We start from the raw sequence: 26,434 nt of genomic DNA on the forward strand, positions 1-26,434 counted from the left end.
CGCAATGACGGTGAACGGGGAAGCGGGGGAGACGCACAATGACGTTACCGGTAACCGCCTTCGTGGCCGCCGTCTGCGCGCTGCTGCTGCTCGCGACGGCGATCGACACCGTCCGCCAGCGGCTGCGGCTCGGCGCGGCGTTCGGCGACCACGGCGATGCCAAATTGATCAGCGCCAGCCGCGCGCACGGCAATCTCGCCGAATATGCGCCGATCGTCGTGATCCTGCTCGGCCTGCTCGAAAGCGCACGCGCGAACCATATGGCGCTGATGGTGATCGGCGCGGTCTTCCTGATCGGGCGGGTCGCGCATGTCGTCGGGCTCTACACGCCGTCGCCGCCCGGAAAGGCGCCGCTCGGCCGTCAGGTCGGGGTGCTCGCGACTTTTGCCAGCCTGCTGGTGCTGGGCGGCTGGACCTTGTGGATATTGGCGATGGTGAATCTGTAGGGCGGTTTTGGGCGTGGAAGGCGGACCGTCCTCTATGTCCGTTCGTGTCGAGCCCTTCGACTGCCTTGCAGGCGCTCAGGATGAACTTCGGCCCTTGGCCGAAGTCGAGACACCCATCGGTCGCGTGCGCCTTCGGGGTGTCTCGACTTCGCTCGACACGAACGGGATTCATAGGGCGGCTTGACCGCGATTGCCTCGTTTCAGCCCTTCCCGTTCCCCGGCGCAAGCCGGGGTCCAGATGGCGAACGCAGCCTTCTCCTCATGGACCCCGGCTTGCGCCGGGGAGCGCCGCTTCCGCCCGATAGCGGCCCTTCGGCGCCGCCGCGCGGCCTTCAATCCTCGACCAGCGCCACTGCCCGGATCCACCCCGCGCTGGCGCGCTCGATCTTCACCGGGAAGCAGCTCAGCGTCCAGCCGGTCGGGGGCAGGGCGGCGAGGTTGGTCAGCTTCTCGATCTGGTAATAGGGCTTGATCCGCCCCGCCTTGTGGCCTTCCCAGATGATCGAGGGATCGCGCGTTTCGGCCCAGCGCCGCGCAGTGTGGCTGAACGGCGCGTCCCAGCTCCACGCATCGGTGCCGACGACCTGCACGCCGCGTGCCGTGAGGTAGAGCGTCGCCTCCTCGCCCATGCCGCAGCCCTGGTCTGTAAAATTGTCGGTGCCGTACACCGCGCCTGACTGGACGAGGACGATGTCATAGGGCTGGAGTTCGTGCCCGATGCGCGCGAGTTCGGCCTCCACCTCGGCCCCGGTCACGACATGGCCCGCGGGCTTGGCCGAGAAGTCGAGCTTCACGCCGGGCCGGAAAAACAGGTCGAGCGGGGCTTCGTCGATGCTCGGGGCCGGCGTCGCGCCGCTGTCGGTCGTCGAATGGAAATGCCACGGCGCGTCCATGTGCGTGCCGTTGTGCGTGCTGAGCGTCAGGCTCTCGACCGCCCAGCCTTCGCCGTCGGGCAGGTCGTCCTGCGTCAGCCCGGGAAAGAACATCGCGATCTGCTGCCACGTATTTTCGTGGGTCATGTAGGTGATCTGCGGGCGCATCACCGGCGGGTCGGACACGACCTCGTTGGTGATCGGGATCGAGAGGTCGATGAACCGGGTCATGCCGCGATGCTGCGCCCACGCACCCGCTTGTGCAAGGCCGAACAGCAGCTATGACGTAACGGATAAACAACACCGTTTGCCCTGAGCTTGTCGAAGGGCCGTCCTGTTTTTTGCGAGGACCGAAGGAAGAACGGTCCCCTTCGACTTCCTTGCAGGCGCTCAGGACAGGCTTCGACAAGCTCAGGACGAACGGCATTTGGGGGAATATCGGGTTTATGAGTGAAGGCGCCGCCTATCAGCCGACCGCGAAGGACATCCGCCTCGTCATCGCCGCCTCGTCGGCGGGGACGATCTTCGAATGGTATGATTTCTTCATCTATGGCACGCTTGCGGCGATCATCGGCAAGGCCTTTTTCCCCAGCGACAATGCGACGCTCGAAATATTGCTCGTCTGGGCGGGGTTCGCGGTCGGCTTCGGCTTCCGCCCGCTGGGCGCGGTGCTGTTCGGCTTCCTCGGCGACCGGCTGGGGCGCAAATATACCTTCCTCGTCACCGTGACCCTGATGGGTATCGCGACCGCTCGGCGTCGGCATGATCCCGTCCGCCGCGACGATCGGCATCGCGGCGCCGATCATCGTCATCCTGCTGCGCGTGCTGCAGGGGCTGGCGCTCGGCGGCGAATATGGCGGCGCGGCCGTCTATGTCGCCGAACATTCGCCGCCCGAAAAGCGGGGTTTCTACACCAGCTTCATCCAGGCGAGCGTCGTCGGGGGCTTCGTGCTCAGCCTGATCGTCGTGCTCGGGTGCAAGGCGGTGATGTCCGACGCGATCTGGGAGAGCTGGGGCTGGCGCGTGCCCTTCCTGCTGTCGCTCGGCCTGCTTGCGATTTCGCTGTGGATGCGGCTCAAACTTTCCGAAAGCCCGGTTTTCCAGGCGATGAAGGCCGAGGGCGAGCTGGCGAAAAATCCGCTCAAGGAAAGCTTCACCTACCCCGGAAACCCCAAACGCATCTTCGTCGCGCTGTTCGGTATTGCCGCGGGCCTCACCGTCATCTGGTACACCGCCATGTTCTCCGGCCTCGCTTTCCTGAAAGGGCCGATGAAGATCGAGGATACCGCCGCCGAGATCATCGTCGGGGTCGCGGCGGCGCTCGGCATGGGCTTTTTCCTGTGGGCGGGGGCCATTTCCGACCGCATCGGGCGCAAGAAGCCGATCGTCTGGGGCTATGCCGCGACGCTCGTGCTGCTCTTCCCGCTCTTCTGGCTGATGGGCAGCGTCGGCAATCCGGCGCTGACCGCGGCGGCCGAAAAGGCGCCCGTCGTCGTCGCCGGGTCGCAGTGCAGCTTCGATCCCTTTGCGCAGGTGCAGGCGACGGCGTGCGGCAAGACGCTCGGCGAGCTCACCAGGCTCGGCGTCCCCTACACCGTCAAGGACAGCGGCAGCGGCTTCGACAGCGTGACGATCACGGTCGGCGGCCGTGAGGTCGCGGGCGAGGACCCGGCGGTGCTGCGTCCGGCGCTCGAGGCGATGGGCTATGATTTCGAAAAGCAGATTCCGGGGCCGCTGAGCATCGCGGTGATCGTCGCGGCGCTGCTGGGGCTCAGCGCGCTGTCGGGCTTCACCTATGGCCCGGTCGCGGCGCTGCTGTCCGAAATGTTCCCGCCGCATGTGCGCTACTCGTCGCTGTCGATCCCCTATCATCTCGGCACCGGCTATTTCGGCGGGTTCCTGCCGCTGATCGCCAGTTTCATCATCGCCAAGACCGGCGATGCCTATGCGGGGCTGTGGTACACCTGGGGCGTGGTCCTGGTCGCCTTCCTTATCGCCGCCTTCATGCTGAAGGAGCCGGTCGAGGGACAATGGGGCAAGGCATCGCCCGCGGGTTGATCGCCCCCATTGGCGCTGCGGGTTTTCGCGGCTAGGGGCGGGGGATGATCGAGATCGCCGCTCCGCTCCGCCTTCGCCTCGACAGGCAAGCGCTCGTTGCCAACTGGCGCTGGCTGGCTCGGGCGAGCGGCGCGGCGGCCTGCGGCGCGGCGATCAAGGCCGATGGCTATGGCCTTGGCGCGCGTGCGGTCATGCACCATCTCGCCGACGCCGGATGCCGTTTCTTCTTCGTCGCGACCTGGGCCGAGGCCGCGGCGCTGATGCCGCTGCCCCGGGGGGTATCGCTGTCGGTGCTCCACGGCGTCGGCGAGGCCGACATGGTGGCGGCGCGTATGCTGCCGGCGCGTCCGGTGCTCAACAGCATCGAACAGGTCGCGCGCTGGCGCCATGCCGGGGAAGGGCGCCCGTGCGACGTGATGGTCGATACGGGGATGAACCGGCTGGGATTGACCGCCGCCGAGGCGGTGGGTGGCGCGCTGGATGGCCTCGCGATCGAGACCTTGCTCAGCCACCTCGCCTCGGCCGACGAGGAGAGCGCGCAGAATGCGCGCCAGCTCGCGGCCTTTCGCGCGCTTCGCGAGGCCATTCCAGCGCGGCGCTACAGCCTTGCGAACAGCGCCGAGCATCTGCCTCGGCACCAACTATGCGTTCGATCTCACCCGCCCCGGCCTCGCCCTATATGGCGGCACGCCGCGCGCCGAGGCCGCCGGGCATATCCGTCAGGTCGCCTTTCCCGAGGCACGCGTGCTGCAAATGCGCACCGTCCCGGCCGAGCGAAAGCGTCGGTTACGGCGCGACCTGGATTGCGCCCGCGGACAGCCGCATCGCGATCGTCAATCTCGGCTACGCCGATGGCTATCTGCGCTGTCACGCGGGCCGCGGCGGGGCGACCTGGAACGGCGCGGCCCTGCCGCTGGTCGGGCGCGTGTCGATGGATCTGCTTGCTTTCGATGCCGGCGCAGCGGCCGGGCTGGGCGAGGGCGACTGGCTGGCGCTCGACTATGATCTTGCAGCGACAGCCGCGCAGGGCGGCCTGTCGCAATATGAGCTGTTGACCAGCCTCGGATCGCGTTTCGAGCGCTACTGGGACTGACAGTGACGTCCGGTTGGCGGGCGCGAGCGCACATATCCGATCTGATCCCCGGCGAAGGCCGGGGTCCGGAGCGGTAGAAAGCCGACATAGCGTTGTGACGCTCTGGAACCCGGTCTTTGCCGGGGAGCGGGTTATGGCGAATCGTCCGCTCCCCACCCCAAAGCCGTCAGGTTCGCAAAAGAAAAGGCCGCCTTCCCGAGGGAAGGCGGCCCGTTTCCGTGGCCCGTGCCGACTGGCTTACCAGTTGGCGCGGATACCGGCGTAGAAGTAGCGACCGAAAGTGTCGTACGGATCGCCAGCGGCCGTACCGAGCAGACCCAGCGGCGGCTTCTTGTCGAACGCGTTGTCGATGCCGACGTAGAAGTTGAACTTCTTGTCGATTTCGAGATTTGCCCGGAAGCTGTGGTACAGCGCATCGGGGTAGTAGACACGCGGGAACTGGTCGGCATTTGCCGGCGGGAAAGTGATGATATCCCCCGGCGTGCAAGTCCCGCCGTTCGGGTTCGTGCCGCTGGCCGGACACGGATCCAGATAGGGATTCTGAGCCTCCCACGTACCGATCGTCTGTTTGCCGATGTAACGAACCGTCCAGCTCAGGTCGAATTCGCCGAAGTCGTAGTTTATGCTCGCGTTGGCAGCCCAGCGCGGATCCCCCAATTCGCTCATCTGACGGTTCGGGTCAGCCGGATTGAGCGGGTTGGTAAAGTTGTCGAGCTTCAGCAGGTGCGTCGCGATCGCGCGGAACGAGACGCGGTGGCCATTGTCGAACGTCCGGCGATACTGGATGTCGAAGTCGATGCCTTCGGTCTTTTGCGCCGCGAAGTTAACGCCGCCCGAAACGACCGCGAAATCACCGAACAAGCCGGTGGCCGGGTCGCGTGCGACCGTGGCGCAGAACTGGTTGTTGATACCCCCTGCATCATCATAGCACAGATTGATGATCGTCTGCGCGCCGAGCGTGGCGATGAGGCTTTCCACCTTGATCTTGTAATAGTCGACCGTGAAGTTGAAGCCGGGCAGGAAGCTCGGTTCGACGACGACGCCGAGCGTGAGGCTTTTGCCGATCTCATTTTTCAGGGTCGGATTACCGCCTGAAAGGAAGCTGGTCGACGAAGTCCGCGCCGAGCAGTTGACCCAGGGCGAGCCAACGGGGCCGTTGAAGGCGGTGCCGAGCGCAAGCTGTTTGGACCGCGGCATTGACCGTGGTCGGGACACCGGCTGCGGCACAATTCGCCGCACGGTTCGGTCCGTTTCCGATATTCAGGCTGTCGCAGGGGTCGGCGATGAATGCGAAATTCTGCGACTGCGGCGAGAATAGATCGCTCTGGGTCGGGGTGCGTACCGACTTCGCATAGGCCGCACGGAACCGGACATCAGGGATCGGTGCATAGAGGCCCTGAATGTTGTATGCCCAGACCGTGCTTAGCCGACGAATTATAGTCGGAAACGCGTGCCGCCGCATTAATCGACAGTTCCTCGGCAAAGGGCATGTTGGCGAGCAGCGGAACGCTGAGTTCGCCGAACGCTTCCTTGACGGTCAACTTCGCGGGGTCGAAAGGCTGGATCGCGTTTAGGAAGGTGCCGCCGCTGGCCGTCAGGCTGTCGAACGCCGAATATGCCTTTTCCTCGCGGTATTCGGCACCGAGAGCAAAACCGATCGGGCCGCCAGGAAGTTCGAACAGCTGCGACAGGTCACCATTGATGCTTGCCAGCGCCACGAACTGTTCAGCCTTTTCCTTGCGGATGGCCGTCGTGTTGACGAAGTCGAGCGCGGCCTGGCTCGGAGCGCCCGAGCCGAAGACGTTGATCGGAACGCAATCCGGGCGCGTTACGGTCACCGCGTTGACGCGGCAGACGATCTCGCCAGCGGCGTTGCGCGTCGCATCAAGCGCCAGCAGGAAGCCGTCGTCATTGCCCTGCTCATCGAACAGGACCAGGTTGTTCAACGAACGCAGCCGAGTTTCGAGGCGGCCATAGTTCAGCGACAGCTCGTAGCCCCAGTCGTCGTTGAACGTGCCTTCGACACCGGCCACGACACGATAGGTGTCGCGATCATGCAACTCGCCGCGACCGCCGAAGTCGGTGTTGAAGCGCGAAATCGCAAAGGCGCGTGCGTCCGGGGTAGCGTTACAGACCCCAAATCCGGCAAGGGTCTGGAACGCCTGCGTTGTCAGGAACGGGTTGTCGCAGCGCAGGTTGGTGCCGCCGCCGAAGAAGCCCGGGATGCTGCCCTGGAAAAAGCTTGGCTGGCCTTCCTGGACGGCATCGACATGGACATATTTCGCTTCGACGAACGGGCGGAAGGCGTCGCTGACGTCATAGTGCGCAAGCAGGTTGACCGCATAGCGCTGCAGACCTGCCGCCAACTGGCCAGTGTTTCGCAGCGTTGACCCCTGACCGCCTTGCTGATTGCCCGACGCCGCGTTCGAAAAGCTGCGATCGGGAACGTCGATGAACAGATCGCCGTTTGGCGCGAAGCGAAGATAACGGCGAATGGCGGATGAAGCAGGGTCAAGTGCGCCGACCGTGCCGCCATCGCTGATCGAGGCGTTCTTGATGCCGCAAAGGAATTCGTTTTCAAAGGCACCACCAGCAACCAGCTGATACTGGCAGCGGCCCGAATAGGCGCCGGTCAGGCTGTCGCGGTCGCTGAAGTACAAGGCTTCCGAACGCGCATATTCAGCCGAAACCGCCACGTTGCCGCGGCCGTCGGCGAAATTCTTGCCCCAGGTGCCGCTGACGAAGACGTTGCCGCGGTCGCCGCGCGACGAGACGCCGCCCTGCGCGCGCAGGTTGATGCCGTCGAAGTTGCGCTTGGTGATGAAGTTGACGACGCCGGCGACGGCGTCCGAGCCGTAGATCGCCGAGTTGCCGCCGGTGACGATGTCGACGCGCTCCAGCAGATCGACCGGGATGGTGTTGACATCGACCAGATAGTCGCCCGGCAGCGCGGTGATGTGGCGCTTGCCGTTGACCAACACCAGGGTGCGCGAGATGCCGAGACCGCGAAGGTCGAGGATGTTCAGGCCGGCGGTGCCGATGAAGCGGGTCGAGTTGCCCTGGCTGAAGGTCGAGCGCAGCGACGGAAGGTCGTTCAGCGCATCGCCCAGCGAGACGTCGCCGGTGTCGGTCAGTTCGCCGACATCGACCGAGGTCAGCGGAACCGACGATTCGAGCGTCGGGCGCGCGATGCGTGAGCCGGTGACGACGATGGCGCGGTCGGTATTCTCGTCCGAATCGCAGACGCCGTTCTCATTGGCATCGACGCAATCGGCAGTGCTTTGCGCAAGGACAGGTTGGCTTACAGATATCGCCACTGCAAAGGCAGCAGCACCCATAAGCAGGTGCGACTTGTTCATGTGGTAACTCCCCGGTTGCCCGTTCAAAAATGGAGATGAACGGATTGGGAGACAAGAAAGACGGAAAACGGAACGCGCACAACCCCTTCGTGGCAATTTTCTGACTGCTTCACCGCATCGCCATGACAATGTGTCATTTTAGCAACAGTGGACGGGCCATTCCCGGATTTGCGCCGGGCAAGAAGCTTGTCGCCTTGCGACAGGAAGCAATGGCGTCGCTGCGTCCGTGCCCGTTGAAATGTCGAGAATGAGGTTTCCTGTGAAACGAAATTGCTTTCGGGCGAATCGGCACCAGTCGAACCGCGGCCGCATCCTTCGCGCCATTTTTCTTTCGGCGTCCCCGAATCGCGCCTCCGCGGATCGGGCATGCACCGAATCGGGAAGGGAGTCGCGGCGGCTATGTTGCGATGCATCATAGATTGATGCTAAGTACGGCGCTTCCAAATCAAACCCGGCGCGGCGGGGTCGTCTATGCCGCAAGCCCAGGGAGCAGTGACAGCATGGCAAAATCCAAGGCGCCCGCCGACGGCGAGACGGTGACGATCAAGAAATATGCGAACCGGCGCCTCTACGACACCGAACGCAGCTGCTACATCACGCTCGACGATCTGGGCGCGATGGTGCGCGACGGGCGCGAATTCCGCGTGGTCGATGCCAAGAGCGGCGAGGACATCACGCATAATGTCCTGACGCAGATCATCATGGATGAGGAAACGCGCGGCGAGACGCTGCTGCCGGTCAATTTCCTGCGCCAGCTGATCGGTCTTTACGGCGACAAGATGCAGTCGATGGTGCCGCAATATCTCGAAGCGTCGATGGCGACCTTCCGCAAGAACCAGCAGGATGTTCGCGCCGCGCTCGAAGGCGCGCTCGGCGCGAACCCGCTCGCCGAACTGACGCGCCGCAACCTCGAAATGTTCCAGCAGGCGGCGGGCGCCTTCATCCCGGGCGCCGGGGGCAGCAAGGCGAAGGACGCCGAAATCGCGGCGCTCAAGGCCGAGGTCGCCGAACTCAAGGCCGAGCTTGCCCGGAAAAAATAGCCGCAGAGACAATCCGGGGCCGCTCTCCCGCCCCCAGCACAGAAATCAGGAAACATGGTCAAACATGCGCTCAGCGTAACGCGGCAGGCCGACTTCGCGGCCTGGTATCAGGATGTCATTGCCGAAGCCGACCTCGCCGAGGAATCGGGGGTGCGCGGCTGCATGGTCATCAAGCCGTGGGGCTATGGCATCTGGGAACGCATCCAGACGGTGATGGACGCCGCGATCAAGGAGGCCGGGGTCCAGAACGCCTATTTCCCGCTCTTCATTCCCCTGAGCTTCTTCGAGAAGGAAGCCGACCATGTCGATGGTTTCGCAAAGGAAATGGCGGTCGTCACCCACCACCGGCTGATCGCCGACGGCAAGGGCAAGCTGGTGCCCGATCCCGAGGCAAAACTCGAGGAGCCGCTGATCGTGCGTCCGACCTCGGAAACGGTGATCGGCAATGCGATGAGCCGCTGGGTGCAGAGCTGGCGCGACCTGCCGCTCAAGGTCAACCAGTGGGCGAACGTCGTGCGCTGGGAAATGCGCACGCGCATGTTCCTGCGCACCAGCGAATTCCTGTGGCAGGAGGGCCATACCGCGCACGCCGACCGCGACGATGCGATGGCCGAGACGCTGCGCGCGCTCGAAATGTACCGCGCCTTTGCAGAGGATGTGTTGGCGATGCCCGTGGTCGCGGGCGAGAAGCCCGAGAATGAGCGCTTTCCGGGCGCGGTTGCGACCTATTCGATCGAGGCGATGATGCAGGACGGCAAGGCGCTGCAGGCCGGCACCTCGCATTATCTCGGCACCGGCTTCGCCGAAGCGGCGAACATTCGTTACCAGGACAAGGATGGCGGCCACAGCCTGTGCCACACGACGAGTTGGGGCACCTCGACGCGCATGATCGGCGGCGTCATCATGACGCATGGCGACGACGACGGCCTGCGCTGCCCGCCGCGCATTGCGCCGCACCAGATCGTGATCGTGCCGATGCTGCGCGACAATGACGAGGACGCGGAGATCCTCGATTATTGCCGCGATCTGGAAGCGCAGTTGAAGGCGCTCGACGCCTTCCGCGAACCCGTCCGCGTGCTGCTCGACACGAGCGGGGCCAAGGCGCAGACCAAGCGCTGGGGCTGGGTCAAGAAGGGTGCCCCGGTGATCGTCGAGATCGGCCCCCGCGACGTCGCCAGCGGCAATGTCGCGGTCATCCGCCGCGACCGCCTCTATCAGGAGAGCGGCAAGCTCGACACGGCGTTCGTCGCCAAGGCCGATTTTGTCGCAAGCGCCGTTGCGACGCTCGAGGAGATTCAGGTCAATCTCTACACCGAAGCGAAGGCGCGCCTCGATGCGAACATCGCCCGCGATATCACCGATCTGAAAGCGCATTTCGCCGGCGACGACAAGTTCGTGGGCTGGGCCGAGGTGCAATGGTCGCGCCCGACCGGCGCCGTGCTCGACGGGATCGTCGAGCAATTGAAGGCGCTCAAGCTGACGATGCGCAACACCCCGCTCGACGCCGCGCCGAGCGGACGGCGCGTGCATCTTCACCGGCGAACCGGCGGTTGAGCGCGTGCTGGTGGGGCGGACCTATTGATATCGAGGTTGCGAGATATAAGGTTCGCACGAAGACACAAAGACACGAAGGGGGCAGGGCATGGACATCGAACAGCTCTGCTCCATCGTCGTCGATGCGGGATTCAACCTTCACAAAGATATTGGGCCGGGGCTGCTGGAATCGGCTTACGAGACGATGCTCGCGGCTAAACTCGGGGCTATGGGTTTGAAAGTCGATCGGCAGGTGCCGATTGATCTGCTTTACGATGGCGTAGCGATTCCGAACGCTTTCCGTCTCGATCTGCTCGTTGACCATCGACTGATCATCGAGATTAAGTCTACGGAAGCGACCTTGCCTGTTCATGCGAAGCAAGTTGTCACCTATTTGCGCCTGATGGGTCTCACCCATGGATTTGTTATGAATTTCGGAACTCCCACCTTCAAAGATGGCATCCGGCGCCTGCTCAATGACCCGAGCCTCTTCGTGTCTTCGTGTCTTCGTGCGAACAAATTTGGCAACACAGAATGAAAAAGCCCAAGCCGCAGCCCGGACTACCCACGTCCGACCAGATCATGCGCTTCGTCGCCGACAGCCCCGGTGCGGTCGGCAAGCGCGAGATCGCCAAGCATTTCGGACTCCACGGCGCCGACAAGGTCGCGCTGAAGGCGCTGCTCAAGGACATGACCGACGAGGGGCTCGTCGATATGGCGCCGGGACGGGCGTTCCACAAACATGGCGGGTTGCCGCGCGTCACCGTGCTGCGCGTCGTCGCGATCGAGGGCAGCAATGTGTGGGCGGTGCCCGACCGCTGGGAGGGCAATGCCCCGCCGCCGCGGCTGCGCGTGATGGAGCAGGGACGTAAAGGCGCGCTCGGCGTCGGCGACCGCATCCTCGCGCGCACCGAAGAGCGTGGCGGCGGCCATGTCGCGCACCCGATGAAACGGCTGCAGGCGAGCGCCGAACTGGTGATCGGCGTGCTCGTGAGCGACACCGGGCCGGGCGGCAAACCGATCACCTGGCTGCGCCCCGCCGACAAGCGCGCGCGCTTCGACTTTGCGGTCGCCGACATGGGCGATGCCGGCATCGGCGACCTCGTCCGCGCCGAACTGACGGGGCGCGGCCCCGCGACCAGGGCCAAGGTGGTCGAACGCATCGGCGATCCCTTCGCGCCCAGGGCGCTGAGCATGATCGCGATCGCGCGCCACGAAATTCCGCATGTCTTCGGCGCCGACACGCTCGCCGAGGCCGAAAGGGCCGCGAAGCTGCCGCTCACTCCCGGGGGCCGCGAGGATCTGCGCGACCTGCCGATCGTCGCGATCGACCCGATCGACGCGCGCGACCATGACGATGCCGTCTGGGCGATCCCCGATGAGGACGCGGGCAACAAGGGCGGCTTCAGGGCGATCGTTGCGATCGCCGACGTCAGCTACTATGTCCGCCCCGAGGGCGAGCTCGACCGCGAGGCGCGGCGGCGCGGCAACAGCGTCTATTTTCCCGACCGCGTCGTGCCGATGCTGCCCGAAACCCTGTCGGCGGGCGTCTGTTCGCTGAAAGCCGGGGAAGATCGCGCCGCGATGGCGTGCCACCTCGTCATCGACAGGCACGGCAAGGTGACGTCATGGCGTTTCACCCGCGCGCTGGTGCGGCTGCGCGCGAACATCGCCTATGAACATGCGCAGGCGATGATCGACGGAAATTCCGCGCTCCCGCTTGCGGGAGGGGTCGGGGGAGGGCCTGTTTCCGAAAGCGCCCCATCCGGCATGCCCTCCCCTAACCCCTCCCACAAGTGGGAGGGGGACAAGGAGGTGCTTCCCGCGCTACGGAATCTGTGGGCGAGCTGGGCCTTGCTCGCCAAGGCCCGCGATGCGCGCTCGCCGCTCGACCTCGACCTGCCCGAGCGGCAGGTGATCCTCGACGAACAGGGCGGCATCGCCGAGATCCGCGTGCGCGACCGCCTCGACGCGCACCGGCTGATCGAGGATTATATGATCGCGGCCAATGTCGCGGCGGCGAAGGCGCTCGAGGCGAAGAAATCGCCGGTGATGTACCGCATCCACGAACCGCCGAGCCGCGAAAAGCTCGTCAGCCTCAAGGATTATCTCGAAACCTTCGACCAGAGCTTCGCGCTCGGGCAGGTCATCACCCCCGCGGTGTTCAACCGGCTGATCGACGGCTTTTCGGAGGACGACCGGCTGCCCGAGATCATGCAGGCGATCCTGCGCAGCCAGACGCAGGCCTATTACGGCCCCGCCAATGCCGGCCATTTCGGCCTCGCGCTCGGCTCTTACGCGCATTTCACCTCGCCGATCCGCCGCTACGCCGATCTGATCGTTCACCGCGCGCTCGTCGACAGCTATCGCCTCGAAGTCCCGGGAAAGGCGAAGGACCTGCCCGCGCGCACCGGGCTGGGTGAGGCCGATGCCAAGGGACTGTCGCGTATCGGCGAGGCGATCAGCGCCTTGGAACGCCGCGCGATGGAGGCCGAGCGCGAGACGATCGACCGCTATGTCGCGGCCTATCTCGCCAACAAGACGGGCGAGATCGTGCCCGCACGGATCACGGGGGTGCAGCCCTTCGGCTTCTTCGCGACGGTCGACGGGCTCGGCGGCGACGGGCTGGTGCCGGTGTCGACGCTGGGCAGCGAGCGCTTCTTCTACGACGAGGCGGCGCGGACGCTCGACAGCGAGCATGGGCGGGTGAGCTATACCGTCGGCCAGCGGCTCGACCTTAGGCTGATGGAGGCCAATCCCGTCAGCGGCGCGCTGCGCTTCGAACTGCCCGATGCGCCCGAGGGCGGTTTTCGGGGCAGCCCGCCGCGCCGCGACGGAGTGAAGAAGGCAGGCAAACATGTCGTCGGCAAGCGCGGCCGGCCCGCGAATATCAAGCACAAGGGCAAGCGCCGCTGAATCCCCCTCCCTGCAAGGGAGGGGCTAGGGGTGGGTGCGAGCGAAGCGAGCCGCGCCGACATTGCTGCTTTCTACACACGTCGCCGACCCACCCCCGACCCCTCCCTTTCAGGGAGGGGAGATCATCTGCCCGCCAACCGCTGCAACAGTGCCGCACTCTCCGCGTCCGCCGGAAAAAACGCCTCGATCGCCAGCTCCGACAGCGTGATATCGACCGGCGTGCCGAAGATCGTCACCGTCGACACGAACGAAATCTGCCCCGCGATCGTATCCAGCAGCAGCGGCACCGCGATGCTGCTCAGCGGCCCGTCGCCATTGTCGTTCGCCGGCCCCGGATAGGCGGCGATCTCCGCGCGCAGCGCAATCAGCCCCGCATCGGCGCTCGCCTCGATCTGCAGGTCGAGCCGGTGAAGGATATGCGCGCGCCACAGGCCGTAATTGACGATCTGCGGCGCGAGGCCGTCGGGGTGGAGCGCGATGCGCAGCACATTGACCGGCGGGGCCAGCAGTGCGGGCGACACCTGTTCGATCAATATCGCGATCGCGTCGTTCGCCGCGACCATGTTCCAGTGCCGGTCGACCGCGAGCGCGGGATAGGGCTCGTGCCCCTTCAGCACATGCTCGATGATCGCCTTCATTCCCGCCATTTCGGGGCTGTCGAGCGGGCGCTCCTGATAATCGGGGGCATAGCCCGCCGCGAGCAGCAGCGCGTTGCGGGCGCGGTGCGGCACCTCCAGGCAGTCGGCGATCCGCTGGAGCATCGCGGCGCTCGGCTTCGAGCGGCCGGTCTCGATGAAGCTCAGGTGCCGCGTCGATATATCGGTGTCGAGCGCCAAGTCCATCTGGCTCATCCGGCGCCGCGTGCGCCATTCGCGGAGTTGTTCGCCCAGCGGTGCGACCTGCATCATGCGTCTCCTTCTCGGCAGGAGCTATACCCCGGCTTTCGCGATTTCCATTACCTCGGGCGTAATCGACGCGCGGCGACCGGGCGCATATCTGGACCGGGTTCGAAAGGAGAACCCCATGTCGATCCGCACTCTGAAGACCATTCTCGTCCTCGACGCCGTCACTTGCACCGGCGTCTTCGCCATCGGCCTGCTCGCCGCCGCGCCCGTCGCGGCGCTGCTCGGCCTCCCCGCAAACATTGTCGTGATCGGCGGCTGGATCTGCCTGGCCGCGGCGCTGCTGATGATTGTCGCCGCGCGGCAGGCGGTGCCCAGCCCGGCGCTCGTCAAGCTGATCGCGCTCGGCAATCTCGGCTGGGTTGCGGCGAGTCTGGGAGTTGTCGCAGCCTTCGGCGCGGCGATGACCGGCCTCGGCCTCGTCGTCGTGCTGGCACAGGCGGCTGCCGTGCTCGTCTTCGCGATCGCCGAATGGAAAGGCGCTGGTGCGGGCGGGCGCGTGGTGGCGGTCTGACGCCATTGGAAAGCCCCTCCCCGGCGGGGAGGGGTTGGGGTGGGGGAGCGAGGCCGCCAGGCCGCGCGTCACTGCTGACGCTGGAACACCCCCACCCAACCCTCCCCCTCAAGGGGGAGGGCTTTTGCGCACTCTCCAACTTGGCTGATTTCTAACTCAACGCGTCCAGCCGCGCGATGTCGATCCCGCCCGGCACCAGCATCACCGGGCAGGGGAGGGTTCCCGCATCCTGTCCGGTGAAATGCGCGACCAGCGGCCCCGGCGCGCCGCTCGCCGCCGTCGCGAGCACCAGTGCGGCGATCTCGTCATTGTCGCGGATCACGTCGCACACCACCTCGGCGGGCTTGCCCGATTTGACCAGGATCTGCGGCGTGACGCTGCATTCCTGCGCGATGGTGTCCGCCGCCGCCGCCGCCAGCATCTCGGCATGTTCGCGCGCTTCGGCCTCGATCGTCGCCTGCACCCCGCCGAAGGCGACGAAATCCTGCGGTGGAATGATCGCCAGCACCGCGACCCCGCCGCCGGTGCGCGCTGCCCGCCGCGCCGCGAAGCGCAGCGCCAGGCTCGCTTCGGGACTGTCGTCGATCACCACCAGATATGTGCGCATGGCTCGACCCCGCTATGCTTTTGCGGACGGAGAGTGCGTCACATTCGTATGAAAGGCAAGTTTGCCCCGATGGACCTTGACCGCGAACATGCTTATGGCGAGGAACAATCCGTAGCGGCAGGCGCGGCCTGCAAGACTGACAGGGACAAGCCGGAAGATGCCGATCGAACTCAAAATGCCCGCCCTCTCGCCGACGATGGAGGAGGGGACGCTCGCCAAATGGCTGGTCAAGGAGGGTGACAGCGTCAAGTCGGGCGACCTGCTCGCCGAGATCGAGACCGACAAGGCGACGATGGAATTCGAAGCCATCGACGAGGGCGTGATCGCGCAGATATTGGTCGCCGAGGGTACCGATAATGTGAAAGTCGGCACGGTGATCGCGACGATCGCGGGCGAGGGCGAAGATGCGAGCGCGGCGAAGGCGGCGCCGGCCCCGGTTGCCGCTCCCGCACCCACCTCCGAACCCGTTCGCGCTGAGCCTGTCGAAGCGCCGTCCTCTTCTTCGGTAACGGAAGAGAAAAAGGACGGTCCTTCGACAGGCTCAGAACAAACGGAAAAGGGTGAACGGGTGAAAGCCAGCCCGCTCGCCAGGCGCCTCGCCGCCGAGCGCGGCATCGACCTGTCGACGCTCAAGGGCAGCGGCCCCGGCGGCCGCATCGTCAAGGACGACCTCGACGGCGCCCCGGCGAGCGCGCCCGCTGCCGCGCCGCAGGCCCCAGCGGCTGCGACCGCGGCTCCCGCGGCTTCCGCGCCAGCTCCGGTACCCGCCGCGCTTCCCGATTTCGGCATCCCGCACGAGGACGAGAAACTCAGCGGCATGCGCAAGACGATCGCGCGCCGCCTGACCCAGTCGATGCAGGAATCGCCGCACATCTACCTGACCGTCGACATCCGCCTCGACGCGCTGCTGAAGCTCCGCGGCGAATTGAACGCCAGCCTCGAAAGCCGCGGCGTCAAGCTCAGCGTCAACGACATGCTGATCAAGGCGCTCGCGGTCGCGCTCGAACGCGTGCCGCAGTGCAACGTAAGCTTCGGCGGCGACGTGATGCGCTTCTACAAGCGCGCCGACATCTCGGTCGCGGTCAGCATCCCGGGCGGCCTCATCACCCCGATCATCACCGACGCGGGCGGCAAGTCGATGTCGAAGATCTCGACCGAAATGGCCGAACTCGCGGGGCGCGCCAAGGAAGGCAAGCTCAAGCCCGAGGAATATCAGGGCGGCACCGCCAGCATCTCCAACATGGGCATGATGGGAATCAAGCAGTTCACCGCGGTGATCAACCCGCCGCAGGGCATGATCATGGCGATCGGCGCGGGCGAGAAGCGGCCCTATGTGGTCGACGACGCGCTCGCGATCGCGACCGTCATGTCGGCCACCGGCAGCTTCGACCACCGCGCGATCGACGGCGCCGATGGGGCGCTGCTGATGAAGACCTTCAAGGAACTGGTGGAAAGCCCGCTGGGGTTGGTGGCGTAACATGCCCGAGAGGGGCAATAGCCCCTCTCTCCTTGCGGGAGAGGGGGTTGGGGAGTGGGGTCCGCGCCGCGTCTGCGGCGCACAAGACTCTTTCCGACGTGCTCGCCCGAAAATCGCTGTTGCTGGACCGCGCCCGCCGGATGCGTTCCAATCCCACCGATGCCGAACGCCGCCTTTGGTCGATCTTGAGAGCAAAGCGGCTGGCCGGGCTCCGTTGGCGCTAAGCAAGTCGTCATCGACGACCTCTACATTGCCGACTTCATTTGTTTCGAACACCGATTGATCGTCGAGGCCGATGGCAGCCAGCACGTGGAAAACCGGCATGATGCTGAACGCGACGCCTATCTGACCACGCAGGGATTTCGTATCCTCCGCTTCTGGAACAACGCCGTGCTCGCTAACGGCGAGGGCATAGCCGAGGCCATATTGCACGCCATCGAGTCTTCCGGCGCGCAGACGCGCGCCGACCCCACACGCCAACCCCTCTCCCGCAAGGGGAGAGGGGCTTTTGAAGGAGCCCATAATGGCTGACACCTCATACGACCTCATCGTCCTCGGCTCCGGCCCCGGCGGCTATGTCGCGGCGATCCGCGCGGCGCAGCTCGGGCTGAAAACCGCGATCGTCGAGCGCGAACTGCTCGGCGGCATCTGCCTCAACTGGGGCTGCATCCCGACCAAGGCGCTCCTGCGCTCGGCCGAAATCTATCATTATATGCAGCATGCGGGCGATTACGGCCTGAAGGCGGCGGAGATCAGCGCCGATATCGACGCGGTCGTGAAACGGTCGCGCGGGGTCGCGAAGCAGCTCAATCAGGGCGTCACGCACCTGATGAAGAAGCACAAGATCACCGTCCATATGGGCACCGGCAAGCTCACCGCGCCGGGCAAGCTGGAGGTGACGGGCGAGAAGGGCACCGAAACCCTTTCCGCCAAGAACATCATCGTCGCGACCGGCGCCCGCGCCCGCGATCTGCCCTTCGCGCCCGCCGACGGCAAGCGCATCTGGACCTATCGCCATGCGCTGGTGCCGCCCGAAATGCCGAAGAAGCTGCTCGTCATCGGCTCGGGCGCCATCGGGATCGAATTCGCGAGCTTCTACAGCGACATGGGCGCCGAGGTGACGGTCGTCGAAATGCTCGACCGGCTCGTCCCCGTCGAGGATGCCGATGTGTCGGCCTTCCTCGAAAAGGCGCTCAAGAAGCAGGGCATGACCATCCACACCGGCGCCAGGCGTCGAGGAACTGAAGGCGACCGCCAACGGCGTGACCGCAAAGATCAAGGCGAAGGACGGCAAGGTCGAGACCGCCGAATTCAGCCACGCGATCGTCGCGATCGGCATCGTCCCGAACACCGAGAATATCGGCCTCGAGACATTGGGCGTGAAGACCACGAAGGGCCATATCGACACCGATGCGATGTGCCGCACCAACGTGCCCGGCATCTGGGCGATCGGCGACGTCACCGCGCCGCCGTGGCTTGCGCACAAGGCGATGCATGAATCGATCATTTCGGTCGAAGCGATCGCGGGCAATCATCCACACGCGATGGACGTGCGCAACATCCCCGGCTGCACCTATTGCCGCCCGCAGATCGCCAGCGTCGGCCTGACCGAGGCGAAGGCGAAGGAACTGGGTTACGAGGTCAAGGCCGGAACCTTCCCCTTTATCGGCAACGGCAAGGCGATCGCGCTCGGCGAGGCCGAGGGCTTCACCAAGACCGTGTTCGACGCCAGGACGGGCGAACTGCTCGGCGCGCACATGATCGGCGCCGAGGTCACCGAACTGATCCAAGGCTATACGATCGGCAAGACCGCCGAACTGGTCGAGGATGACTTCATCGGCACCGTCTTCCCGCATCCGACGCTCAGCGAGACGATGCACGAGGGCGTGCTGGCGGCGTTCGGGCGGCCGCTGCATATCTGATTTTGACTCGCACAAAGCCACGAAGCCACAAAGAGATTTTCCCTCACCCGTTTGTGCTGAGCTTGTCGAAGCACCGCTCTTGTTCACCGTCGAAGAACAAAACAGCCCTTCGACAAGCTCAGGGCGAACGGGGGCAGGACATCTTTGTGGCTTCGTGGCTTTGTGCGGGATTTTCCAGAGCTTAAGGGACAAGCCCATAACCCAATCCTCGCGCCACTTCATCGCCGCCGCCGTCCTGCTTGCCGCGGTCGTCCTGCTCGGCTTTGCCGTCGTCTCGGGGTGGACGCAGGCGATGGACCTGCGCATCTCGACCGATCTCGTGCTGCAGGTCGGCAAGAGCGACCCCGCCTTCATCGCCTTCATGCAGGGGGTGAGCTGGATCGGCGGCGGGCTGCCGCGCTGGATCATCGTCATCGCGCTGTCGGCGCTCGTCTGGCATTGGAGCGGGCCGCGCTGCGCGGTGGCGCTGGCGGGGGCGTCGCTGCTGTCGAACCTCGCCTCCAGCCTGCTCAAGCTTGGCTTCGGCGTCTCGCGCCCCGACCTCATCCCGCACCTCGACCATCAGACGAGCTTTTCCTACCCCAGCGGCCATGCGACCAGCGCCGCGGCGGTCTATCTGATGCTCGCCTGGCTGGTCCCGCCGCGCTGGCGCCGCGCGGCGTGGAGCCTCGCCGGAGCGATGATCGTGCTGAACGGCGTGTCGCGCATGATGCTGGGCGTCCATTGGGCGAGCGACATTGCCGGGGGGACGATGCTCGGTGCGGTCTTCGCGCTGCTCGGCGCCGCGTTCGTGCGCAGGGGCCGCGCCGCGGCATAAGGAAATCCTAACCGCCCGGCGCTACACGCCGCTCGAACGGTGGAGGATTTTTCGGATGCGTGGTGTCTTCGGCTGGCTCGCCGCCCTGATCCCGGTCGCCTGGATCGGCTATCTGCTGTGGCATTTCATGCGCGTCGGCGGCAATTCGATGGATGAGGTCGTCGGCATCGGGCTCGGCCCCACCGTCGCCGGTCTCGCGATCGTCGGTCTGCTCTTCCTGATCGGCCCGCTGCTCAAGCTGATCCGCGCCGCGTCGGGCACTAGCCGCGTTCCGGGTGCCGGCGTCAGGATCGACGTTGATCCGCCCGCGACCGAAGGGTTCGACGCCGACGCCGCGCTGGCCCGCTATATGGCCCAGCGCGCCGAAGCACCGCCGGCGCTCGAAGAGGCGCCGCCGCCGGCGCCGCGTCCGCAATTCGGGCGCAAGGTCGGCTGACCTCTCGAAAGCCTCGCCTACGGCAGGCCGGGCAAGCGATGCTGCATTTTCCGCTGTCCTAATTTCTCCGCCTTTGCCATCACCCTGTCAGGGCACACAAACGGGGCGGATCAAACATGCAATCCAGTGTAAAGTTCGGGACTTTTCTGCGCGGAATCGCCTTTGGCGCCGCCGCGCTTCTAGGGGCCTCGGTGCAGGCGCAGGGCAGCGGCAGCACGGTCATCACCGCCGCGCGCTACATCGACGTGCTGATCGGCAAGACGGTCGACTATCCGGCGATCTTCGTCGGCGCCGACGGCCGCATCACCGGCATCGCCGATGCGCGCACGGTGCGCTGGGGCGCCGACGTCAAGCATATCGACCTTGGCGACAGGACCTTGCTGCCCGGGCTGATCGACATGCACGTCCACCTCGACGGCCCCGCCGACATCGGCGGCTACAACGGCCTCGAATTCACCGACAGCTTCTGGGGCATGACCGCGGTCAAGAATGCCCGCGACATGCTCGACGCCGGTTTCACGACGGTCCGCAACGTCGGGTCGGACAATCGCAACGATATCGGGCTGAAGCAGGCGATCGAGGCCGGCTATGCGGTCGGCCCGCGCATCGTTCCCGCGGGCTATGCGCTCGGCGCGACCGGCGGGCATTGCGATTCGACCTATTTCCCGCCGAGTTTCGAAAAGCCCGACGCGAAGCTGGAGGGGATCGGCGATACGCCCGACGAACTGCGTTATCAGGTGCGCCGCCAACGCAAATATGGCGCCGAGGTCATCAAGGTCTGCGCGACGGGTGGCGTCTTTTCGCGCAACACCGAACCGGGGCAGCTTCAGGTGCCCGAAAACGAGCTGAAGGCGATCGCCGACGAAGCGCACCAGTGGGGCCTCCGCGTCGCCGCGCACGCGCATGGCACGAGCGGGATCAAGGCGGCGATCGCGGCGGGGATCGACACGATCGAGCATGTCAGCCTGCTCGACGACGAGGGCATCCGCATGGCGCTCGCGCGCAAGCAGCCGGTGTGGTTCGCGATGGATATCTACAACACCGAATATACGCAGGCGGAGGGCGCGAAGAACGGCGTGCTCGAGGATAATCTGCGCAAGGACCGCGAGATCGCGCAGATCCAGCGCGACAATTTCCGCAAGGCGGTGAAAGCGGGCGTGCCGATGGTTTTCGCCTCCGATGCCGGGGTCATGCCGCACGGCCAGGTCGGCGGCCAGTTCCGTGTGATGGTCGAATATGGAATGACGCCGCTGCAGGCGATCCAGGCGGCGACCAAGGTGGCCGCCGAGGCGCTCGACCGCGAAAAGGATGTCGGGGTGATTGCGGTCGGCCGCTATGCCGATATCATCGCGGTCGACGGCGACCCGCTTGCCAATGTGCGCGAACTCGAAAGCGTCGATGCGGTGGTCAAGGGCGGGGTGCTGGTGAAGGGGGGCGGCTGATCGCTTCCGGCCCAACCCTGACCCGTTCGTGCTGAGCTTGTCGAAGCACCGTCCTTTTTTGTGTCGCTCGAAGGAAACAGCCCTTCGACAAGCTCAGGGCAAACGGATTCTTTGGAAACTGGCGACGACCGTCAAACCACCAGCCTGTCCACCATCGCCTCGCGCATCTCGGGCGTCAGGTTCAGCACCGCCTCGGCATAGCTCGCGACATCGCCATGGTCGCGGCGCACCGTCGCCAGCGCGGCGTCGAGAAAGGCGGGGTTCACCGACATCAGCGCGCGGATCGCGTCTTCCTGGATCTCGGCACCATAGCGCGCCCGGATATGCGCCGCGCCCTGCGCGATCCGTTCGTCGATCTTGCCTGCGCTGTTGGTGAGCAGATAGTCCTGCATCACGTCGTCCTCATGCACGCCGAGCAGGCGGTGGACCACCGCCACCGCAAACCCGGTGCGGTCCTTGCCCGCGACGCAGTGGACGAGGCTGGGCGCATCATATTCGGCGAGCGCCGACAGATAGAGCCGCAGCGTCGCGACGAGCGCCGGGCGGTACGGCATGCCGGCATAGGTGTCGATCATCCGCGCCCGCGCCGTCTCGACGTCGATCGCCCCGCCCGCCGCCTGCAGGTGCGGCGCCAGCCCGGCGGTCTGGCCGCCCGCGAACAGGACGCGGGCGCTGAAATTGCCGCTGCGGCGGCACGGATGCATCTCGCGTTCGTCGTCGCCGCGCAGGTCGATCACCGTCTCGATCCCCAGCGCGTCGAATGCGGCAAGATCGTCGTCGGTCGCCGCCTCGTGATGTGCCGAACGCCACAGCACGCCGCTCCGCAATGTCCCACCGCCCTCGACGTCGTAGCCGCCATAGTCGCGGAAATTGTGGATGCCGGACAGCGGCAGGACGCGCTCGGCGAGCATGGTCAGTCTCCTGTGAAAACGGGCGGGCGTTTCTCGACGAAGGCGTTGATCGCCTCGCGGTTGTCGGCGGTTTCGTGGACGATCGCCTGATAGGCGGCGCTGAGTTCGAGGATGTCGCTCATCCGGCTGTGCTGCGCCTCGCGCATCAGCCGCTTGGTGAGCCGGAGCGCGCGGGGAGGATTGCAGACGATCCGTTCGGCGATCGCGATGGCGCGGTCGAGCAATTCCCCGTCGGGCACGACTTCGGTGACGAGGCCATAGTCCTTCGCCTGCGCCGCGTCGAACCGGTCGCCGGTCAGGAACAACTCGGCGGCGCGCGGATAGCCGAGCACGCGTTGCAGCAGCCACGCACCGCCGTCGCCGGGGACGATGCCGACCTTGATGAAGCTGCACGCGAATTTCGCGCTCTCGGCGGCGATGCGGATGTCGCAGGTGCAGGCGAGGTCGCAGCCGAGGCCGATCGCGTGGCCGTTGACCGCGGCGATCATCGGCACCTCGCAGTCCATCAACGCGCGGATCACCGCCTGCACGCCCTTGCGGTAATTGGCGCGGGTCAGATCGGGCTGGTCGAGCACCCCGATGCCGGTGCGGTCCTGCATCCCTTTCAGGTTGCCGCTCGGCGCTGAACGCCTTGCCGCTGCCGGTCAGGATGATCGCGCTGACGCCGCGGTCGTCGCCGAGGTCGCGCAGCGTGTCGATGATGTCCTGGCAATCCGCGTGGGTGCCGATCGCGTTCATGCTCTCGGGCTTGATCATCGTCAGGATCGCGATCTTGCCGCGCCGCTCGACGCTCAGAAATTCGCCCATCTTCTTCTCCTTACCGGCGGCCGCAGGCTACGCCTCGCTCCCGCCGCGTGCAAGTTCAGCGCACCGCGCCGCCGCTGCGCAGCGCCGCGATCTTCCCGGCGTCGTAACCGAGTTTGGCGAGCACGGCATCGCCGTCGCCGCCCACGGTGGGCGCGGGGCGCGGTGTGTCGTTGACGGTCGCCGAATAGCGCGGCGCTGGCGCCGGATGCGGCACGCCGGCGACGGTGACGAAGGTTTCGCGCTCGACATTGTGCGGATGATGTGGCGCCTCGCTCAGCGACAGCACGGGCGCGAAACAGACATCGGTCATTTCCATCAGCTCGCACCATTCGTCGCGCGTTCTGGTCGCGAACAGCGCCGCGACCTTGGCCTTCTTGGCGGGCCAATTTTCCTGATCGTCCTGCACGTCGAACGCGGGGTCGGCATCGAGCCCCGTCTTTTCGCGCAGCAGTGCATAGAATTGCGGTTCGATCGACCCGATCGAGATGAACTTGCCGTCGCTGCAGGTGTAGGTGTCGTAATAGGGGGCGCCGCCGTCGAGCCGGTTCACTCCCGCTTCGTCCTTGATCATCCCGGCACCGTGGAACCACCATGTCATGCCCGCGAGCAGCGCCGAACCGTCGGTCATCGCGCAGTCGATCACCTGACCCTGACCCGTCTTCGCGGCGTGGAGCAGCGCGCTCGACATGCCGAAGGCCAGCATCATCCCGCCGCCGCCGAAGTCGCCGACATAATTGACCGGCGGCACCGGCTTCTCGCCCGCGCGGCCCACCGTGTGGAGCACCCCCGACAGCGAGATATAGTTGATGTCGTGCCCCGCCGCCTGCGCATAGGGGCCGAACTGGCCCCAGCCGGTCATGCGGCCATAGACGAGCTTCGGATTGTCGCCGAGCAGCACATCGGGGCCGAGCCCAAGCCGCTCCATCACGCCGGGGCGATAGCCCTCGATGATGCCGTCGGCGCTTTTGCACAGGTCGCGGGCGACCTGGACGGCTTCGGGATTCTTCATGTCGAGCGAGATCGAGGTGCGGTTGCGCGACAGCGGATCGCGCGGGTCCATGAAGCCGCCGGGGCGGTCGATGCGGATCACTTCGGCGCCGTGATCGGCGAGCATCATGCCGCAGAAGGGGCCGGGGCCGATGCCGGCGAATTCGATGATGCGGATACCCTGTAGCGGACCTGCCATGTCTGTCTTCTCCCGTTATCTTTCCTCGGCCATGCCGACGCGGAAGGGGCAGCGCAAGTGCCAACCCGCCTCATGACGGGATAGGATTTCTTTGGCGTTTATGTCCTTTGCAATGCGACCGTCGAACGGCAGGATCGGGGTGGAAGGCGGACGTTCGGATAAACGCCACGCCCTCCCCTTCAGGGGAGGGCAGCGAGACTTGGCAGCTTGCTGCCTAGGCTCAGGACCTATTAAAATGCTTGCGCGTTAGGTTCGGGTTTGATTCAAGGTGGCCGGAGGTGCTGCCATGAGTGACTTGTTGCTGCTGAGTGAGGCGCAGATGCGCCGGATCGAGGGGTATTTTCCGCTGTCGCATGGAGTGCCGCGGGTCGATGACCGTCGGATATTGAGCGGGATCTTGTTCGTGATCCGCAACGGTCTGCGCTGGCGCGACGCGCCGGCGGGCTACGGGCCGCACAAGACGATCTACAACCGCTTCATCCGCTGGAGCCGGTTAGGGGTGTTCAACCGTATCTTCGCCGAACTGGCCAGGGATGGCGACGGGGTTCTGATGATCGACGCGACCCACCTCAAGGCGCATCGCACCGCCGCCAGCCTGCTCAAAAAGGGGCTCTACCCCGATGTATCGGACGCAGCCGGGGCGGGCTGACCACCAAGCTGCATGTGCTGTGCGATGGCCGGGGACGTCCCTTGCGGCTCCACCTCACCGAAGGCCAGCGCAGCGACCACAAAGGTGCGGAGGCTCTGGTCAAGATCATGCCCGAAGCCGAACGCCTCATCGGCGATCGAGCCTATGCTTCGCGCTGGTTCCGCAAAACTCTCGCCGACAGGGGCATCGCGGCCTGCATCCCGCCCCATCGCAGCCATAAGGTCCAGAACTGCTACGATAAAAATCTCTATCGCCAGAGACATAAAATCGAAAACCTCTTCGCTCGCCTCAAGGACTGGCGCCGCATCCACACCCGCTACGACCGATGCGCCGACATCTTCCTCGCAGCCATCACCTTCGCCGCCATCTTCCTCTTTTGGATTTAATGAGTCCTGAGCCTAGTCGCAGCGGGTGGGGTCCATCGGCCTTGCGCAAGGCCGATGGACCCCACCCCAACCCCTCCCCTGAAGGGGAGGGGCTTTATTTCCCCTCCCGCCCGCCCTCGGCCGTTCGGCCAACATGTTTGCAAGGAACATAATCGCGGCCCACAGCCTCGGCACCAACGGCGCCTTTTGGAATATTGCACTAATGTGCCAGCCAACTTCAAAATGTCGCCAAACTGTCAGACTTCCGCAGCCTGTCTGTCACCTGATGACCTTATCGCGCGGCCATGGAACGGGCCTCCATCGCACTCGATCGCCGCGGCTTTGCCAAGGGGCTGATGGCCGCAGCCTTTGCCGGCCTCGCCCTTCACAGCCGCCATGTCTCCGCCGCGATCCTTGCCGAAGGAAACCGCTTCGGGGCACCGGTCCCCGACCCGGCGCGCATCCTCGACCTGCCGCGCGGCTTTTCGTACAAGATCGTTTCGCAGTTCGGCCAGACGATGAGCGACGGACGGCAGGTGCCCAACAGCGCCGACGGCATGGGCTGCATGGCGCTGCCCGATGGGCGGCTGTGCCTGATGCGCAACCATGAACTCGGCGCGGACGAGCTGAAGCACGGCGCCTGTCCGGTCGGGACCAGCGGCGACGCGGCGGCGTTCGACTGCTACCGCGCAGGCAGCGGCGAGGCCCTGCCGGGCGGCGTGTCGACGATTATCCTCGACCCCGCGAGCCTCGCGGTCGAGGAGCAATATCTGTCGCTCGTCGGCACGATCCATAATTGCTCGGGCGGCATCACCCCCTGGGGCACCTGGCTGAGCTGCGAGGAGGATGTCTCGCGCGGTGGCGGGTTGCACAAGGAAGACCATGGCTGGGTGTTCGAAATGCCCGTCGCGCCCGGCGGGCTGGTCGCCGCCGAGCCGATCAAGGCGATGGGGCGCTTCAACCATGAGGCAGCGGTCGTCGACCCGGCGAGCGGAGCGGTCTATATGACCGAGGACCGGCAGGACAGCCTCTTCTACCGCTTCCTTCCCGCGGTGCCGGGCCAGCTCCACAAGGGCGGCTGG

At 65.5% G+C, this 26,434-nt stretch carries 21 protein-coding genes and 6 pseudogenes; 17 read left to right on the plus strand and 10 right to left on the minus strand.

Annotated elements, in window-relative coordinates:
* Positions 1–38 precede the first annotated feature (38 nt).
* Positions 39–446 (plus strand): MAPEG family protein, encoded by a 408-nt coding sequence (locus N0A20_RS04720; protein WP_260582836.1) that lies wholly within the window; start codon positions 39–41, stop codon positions 444–446.
* A gap of 332 nt (positions 447–778) precedes the next feature.
* Here N0A20_RS04720 and N0A20_RS04725 read toward each other — a convergent pair whose 3' ends face one another.
* A complete protein-coding gene (locus N0A20_RS04725) occupies positions 779–1,549 on the minus strand; it encodes a cyclase family protein (protein WP_260582837.1) in 771 nt (256 codons plus the stop codon).
* 215 nt (positions 1,550–1,764) lie between these two features.
* Here N0A20_RS04725 and N0A20_RS04730 point away from each other — a divergent pair.
* Positions 1,765–3,376, plus strand: a pseudogene (locus N0A20_RS04730) (MFS transporter).
* 44 nt (positions 3,377–3,420) lie between these two features.
* Positions 3,421–4,469: pseudogene (gene alr, locus N0A20_RS04735) on the plus strand (alanine racemase).
* 237 nt (positions 4,470–4,706) lie between these two features.
* Here alr and N0A20_RS04740 read toward each other — a convergent pair.
* The 3 genes from N0A20_RS04740 to N0A20_RS04750 all read right to left on the minus strand — a co-directional run bounded on the left by N0A20_RS04740 (position 4,707) and on the right by N0A20_RS04750 (position 8,244).
* A complete protein-coding gene (locus N0A20_RS04740; protein WP_260582838.1) occupies positions 4,707–5,666 on the minus strand; it encodes a TonB-dependent receptor domain-containing protein in 960 nt (319 codons plus the stop codon).
* Positions 5,667–5,842: 176 nt separating this feature from the next.
* Entirely contained in the window at positions 5,843–7,828 is a 1,986-nt protein-coding gene (locus tag N0A20_RS04745) for a TonB-dependent receptor plug domain-containing protein (protein ID WP_260582839.1), read from the minus strand.
* Between the two features lie 23 nt (positions 7,829–7,851).
* Positions 7,852–8,244 carry a hypothetical protein gene (locus N0A20_RS04750; RefSeq protein ID WP_260582840.1) on the minus strand — a complete coding sequence of 131 codons (393 nt, stop codon included), beginning with the start codon at positions 8,242–8,244 and terminating at the stop codon, positions 7,852–7,854.
* 84 nt (positions 8,245–8,328) lie between these two features.
* Here N0A20_RS04750 and phaR point away from each other — a divergent pair, with 84 nt between their 5' ends.
* The 4 genes and pseudogenes from phaR to N0A20_RS04770 all read left to right on the plus strand — a co-directional run bounded on the left by phaR (position 8,329) and on the right by N0A20_RS04770 (position 13,317).
* On the plus strand, positions 8,329–8,868 hold the full coding sequence (gene phaR / locus N0A20_RS04755) for a polyhydroxyalkanoate synthesis repressor PhaR (RefSeq protein WP_260582841.1): 540 nt from the start codon (positions 8,329–8,331) through the stop codon (positions 8,866–8,868).
* A 54-nt stretch (positions 8,869–8,922) separates the two neighbouring features.
* Positions 8,923–10,450, plus strand: a pseudogene (proS, locus tag N0A20_RS04760) (proline--tRNA ligase).
* 60 nt (positions 10,451–10,510) lie between these two features.
* Positions 10,511–10,939, plus strand: a complete 429-nt coding sequence (locus N0A20_RS04765; RefSeq protein WP_260582842.1) for a GxxExxY protein — start codon at positions 10,511–10,513, stop codon at positions 10,937–10,939.
* Positions 10,936–13,317, plus strand: a complete 2,382-nt coding sequence (locus N0A20_RS04770; RefSeq protein ID WP_260582843.1) for a ribonuclease R family protein — start codon at positions 10,936–10,938, stop codon at positions 13,315–13,317. The genes N0A20_RS04765 and N0A20_RS04770 overlap by 4 nt, the downstream gene beginning before the upstream one ends.
* 122 nt (positions 13,318–13,439) lie before the next feature.
* On the opposite strand, the gene N0A20_RS04775 is transcribed toward N0A20_RS04770, so the two are convergent.
* Entirely contained in the window at positions 13,440–14,225 is a 786-nt protein-coding gene (locus tag N0A20_RS04775) for a helix-turn-helix domain-containing protein (RefSeq protein WP_260582844.1), read from the minus strand.
* A gap of 115 nt (positions 14,226–14,340) precedes the next feature.
* On the opposite strand from N0A20_RS04775, the gene N0A20_RS04780 reads away from it, so the two are divergent.
* Positions 14,341–14,733, plus strand: a complete 393-nt coding sequence (locus N0A20_RS04780) for a hypothetical protein (protein WP_260582845.1) — start codon at positions 14,341–14,343, stop codon at positions 14,731–14,733.
* A 151-nt stretch (positions 14,734–14,884) separates the two neighbouring features.
* Here N0A20_RS04780 and N0A20_RS04785 read toward each other — a convergent pair whose 3' ends face one another.
* On the minus strand, positions 14,885–15,340 hold the full coding sequence (locus tag N0A20_RS04785; RefSeq protein ID WP_260582846.1) for a universal stress protein: 456 nt from the start codon (positions 15,338–15,340) through the stop codon (positions 14,885–14,887).
* Positions 15,341–15,497: 157 nt separating this feature from the next.
* Here N0A20_RS04785 and N0A20_RS04790 point away from each other — a divergent pair, with 157 nt between their 5' ends.
* From N0A20_RS04790 to N0A20_RS04820, 7 genes and pseudogenes are all read left to right on the plus strand, one after another.
* A complete protein-coding gene (locus N0A20_RS04790) occupies positions 15,498–16,817 on the plus strand; it encodes a pyruvate dehydrogenase complex dihydrolipoamide acetyltransferase (protein ID WP_260582847.1) in 1,320 nt (439 codons plus the stop codon).
* A 98-nt stretch (positions 16,818–16,915) separates the two neighbouring features.
* Positions 16,916–17,041, plus strand: a complete 126-nt coding sequence (locus tag N0A20_RS04795) for a DUF559 domain-containing protein (RefSeq protein WP_409574726.1) — start codon at positions 16,916–16,918, stop codon at positions 17,039–17,041.
* A 55-nt stretch (positions 17,042–17,096) separates the two neighbouring features.
* Positions 17,097–17,348, plus strand: a complete 252-nt coding sequence (locus N0A20_RS04800; RefSeq protein ID WP_260582848.1) for a DUF559 domain-containing protein — start codon at positions 17,097–17,099, stop codon at positions 17,346–17,348.
* A pseudogene (lpdA, locus tag N0A20_RS04805) lies at positions 17,341–18,739 on the plus strand (dihydrolipoyl dehydrogenase). Before N0A20_RS04800 ends, lpdA begins: the two are co-directional and overlap by 8 nt.
* A 160-nt stretch (positions 18,740–18,899) precedes the next feature.
* Positions 18,900–19,556: a phosphatase PAP2 family protein gene (locus tag N0A20_RS04810; RefSeq protein WP_260582849.1), complete on the plus strand. Its 657-nt coding sequence runs from the start codon at positions 18,900–18,902 to the stop codon at positions 19,554–19,556.
* 55 nt (positions 19,557–19,611) lie between these two features.
* A complete protein-coding gene (locus N0A20_RS04815; RefSeq protein WP_260582850.1) occupies positions 19,612–19,992 on the plus strand; it encodes a hypothetical protein in 381 nt (126 codons plus the stop codon).
* 116 nt (positions 19,993–20,108) lie between these two features.
* Entirely contained in the window at positions 20,109–21,434 is a 1,326-nt protein-coding gene (locus N0A20_RS04820) for a metal-dependent hydrolase family protein (protein WP_260582851.1), read from the plus strand.
* 131 nt (positions 21,435–21,565) lie between these two features.
* On the opposite strand, the gene N0A20_RS04825 is transcribed toward N0A20_RS04820, so the two are convergent.
* From N0A20_RS04825 to N0A20_RS04835, 4 genes and pseudogenes are all read right to left on the minus strand, one after another.
* Entirely contained in the window at positions 21,566–22,345 is a 780-nt protein-coding gene (locus N0A20_RS04825; RefSeq protein ID WP_260582852.1) for a tyrosine-protein phosphatase, read from the minus strand.
* Between the two features lie 2 nt (positions 22,346–22,347).
* Positions 22,348–22,944 (minus strand): enoyl-CoA hydratase-related protein, encoded by a 597-nt coding sequence (locus tag N0A20_RS04830; RefSeq protein WP_312846600.1) that lies wholly within the window; start codon positions 22,942–22,944, stop codon positions 22,348–22,350.
* A gap of 79 nt (positions 22,945–23,023) precedes the next feature.
* Positions 23,024–23,152, minus strand: a pseudogene (locus N0A20_RS20010) (enoyl-CoA hydratase); the annotation flags it as partial.
* Between the two features lie 55 nt (positions 23,153–23,207).
* Entirely contained in the window at positions 23,208–24,338 is a 1,131-nt protein-coding gene (locus tag N0A20_RS04835; RefSeq protein ID WP_260582853.1) for a CaiB/BaiF CoA transferase family protein, read from the minus strand.
* A gap of 286 nt (positions 24,339–24,624) precedes the next feature.
* Here N0A20_RS04835 and N0A20_RS04840 point away from each other — a divergent pair.
* Both N0A20_RS04840 and N0A20_RS04845 read left to right on the plus strand, forming a co-directional pair.
* Positions 24,625–25,373 (plus strand): IS5 family transposase gene (locus tag N0A20_RS04840; protein ID WP_260581104.1). Its coding sequence is split into 2 segments (ribosomal slippage): positions 24,625–24,952 and positions 24,952–25,373, totalling 750 coding nucleotides; the frame shifts between segments, so codons are not numbered across the junction.
* Positions 25,374–25,708: 335 nt separating this feature from the next.
* Positions 25,709–26,395 (plus strand): annotated as a pseudogene (locus tag N0A20_RS04845) (alkaline phosphatase PhoX); the annotation flags it as partial.
* Positions 26,396–26,434 lie beyond the last annotated feature (39 nt).

Origin of the sequence: Sphingopyxis sp. PET50, assembly GCF_025244705.1 — a bacterium.
GTDB lineage: Bacteria > Pseudomonadota > Alphaproteobacteria > Sphingomonadales > Sphingomonadaceae > Sphingopyxis.

What these genes read in the sequence shown, in the direction of transcription:
- N0A20_RS04720 (WP_260582836.1), top strand. Translation starts at nt 39, where the DNA reads ATGACGTTACCGGTAACCGCCTTCGTGGCCGCCGTCTGCGCGCTGCTG.
- N0A20_RS04725 (WP_260582837.1), bottom strand. Translation starts at nt 1,549, where the DNA reads ATGACCCGGTTCATCGACCTCTCGATCCCGATCACCAACGAGGTCGTG.
- N0A20_RS04740 (WP_260582838.1), bottom strand. Translation starts at nt 5,666, where the DNA reads ATGCCGCGGTCCAAACAGCTTGCGCTCGGCACCGCCTTCAACGGCCCC.
- N0A20_RS04745 (WP_260582839.1), bottom strand. Translation starts at nt 7,828, where the DNA reads ATGAACAAGTCGCACCTGCTTATGGGTGCTGCTGCCTTTGCAGTGGCG.
- N0A20_RS04750 (WP_260582840.1), bottom strand. Translation starts at nt 8,244, where the DNA reads ATGATGCATCGCAACATAGCCGCCGCGACTCCCTTCCCGATTCGGTGC.
- phaR (WP_260582841.1), top strand. Translation starts at nt 8,329, where the DNA reads ATGGCAAAATCCAAGGCGCCCGCCGACGGCGAGACGGTGACGATCAAG.
- N0A20_RS04765 (WP_260582842.1), top strand. Translation starts at nt 10,511, where the DNA reads ATGGACATCGAACAGCTCTGCTCCATCGTCGTCGATGCGGGATTCAAC.
- N0A20_RS04770 (WP_260582843.1), top strand. Translation starts at nt 10,936, where the DNA reads ATGAAAAAGCCCAAGCCGCAGCCCGGACTACCCACGTCCGACCAGATC.
- N0A20_RS04775 (WP_260582844.1), bottom strand. Translation starts at nt 14,225, where the DNA reads ATGATGCAGGTCGCACCGCTGGGCGAACAACTCCGCGAATGGCGCACG.
- N0A20_RS04780 (WP_260582845.1), top strand. Translation starts at nt 14,341, where the DNA reads ATGTCGATCCGCACTCTGAAGACCATTCTCGTCCTCGACGCCGTCACT.
- N0A20_RS04785 (WP_260582846.1), bottom strand. Translation starts at nt 15,340, where the DNA reads ATGCGCACATATCTGGTGGTGATCGACGACAGTCCCGAAGCGAGCCTG.
- N0A20_RS04790 (WP_260582847.1), top strand. Translation starts at nt 15,498, where the DNA reads ATGCCGATCGAACTCAAAATGCCCGCCCTCTCGCCGACGATGGAGGAG.
- N0A20_RS04815 (WP_260582850.1), top strand. Translation starts at nt 19,612, where the DNA reads ATGCGTGGTGTCTTCGGCTGGCTCGCCGCCCTGATCCCGGTCGCCTGG.
- N0A20_RS04820 (WP_260582851.1), top strand. Translation starts at nt 20,109, where the DNA reads ATGCAATCCAGTGTAAAGTTCGGGACTTTTCTGCGCGGAATCGCCTTT.
- N0A20_RS04825 (WP_260582852.1), bottom strand. Translation starts at nt 22,345, where the DNA reads ATGCTCGCCGAGCGCGTCCTGCCGCTGTCCGGCATCCACAATTTCCGC.
- N0A20_RS04830 (WP_312846600.1), bottom strand. Translation starts at nt 22,944, where the DNA reads ATGCAGGACCGCACCGGCATCGGGGTGCTCGACCAGCCCGATCTGACC.
- N0A20_RS04835 (WP_260582853.1), bottom strand. Translation starts at nt 24,338, where the DNA reads ATGGCAGGTCCGCTACAGGGTATCCGCATCATCGAATTCGCCGGCATC.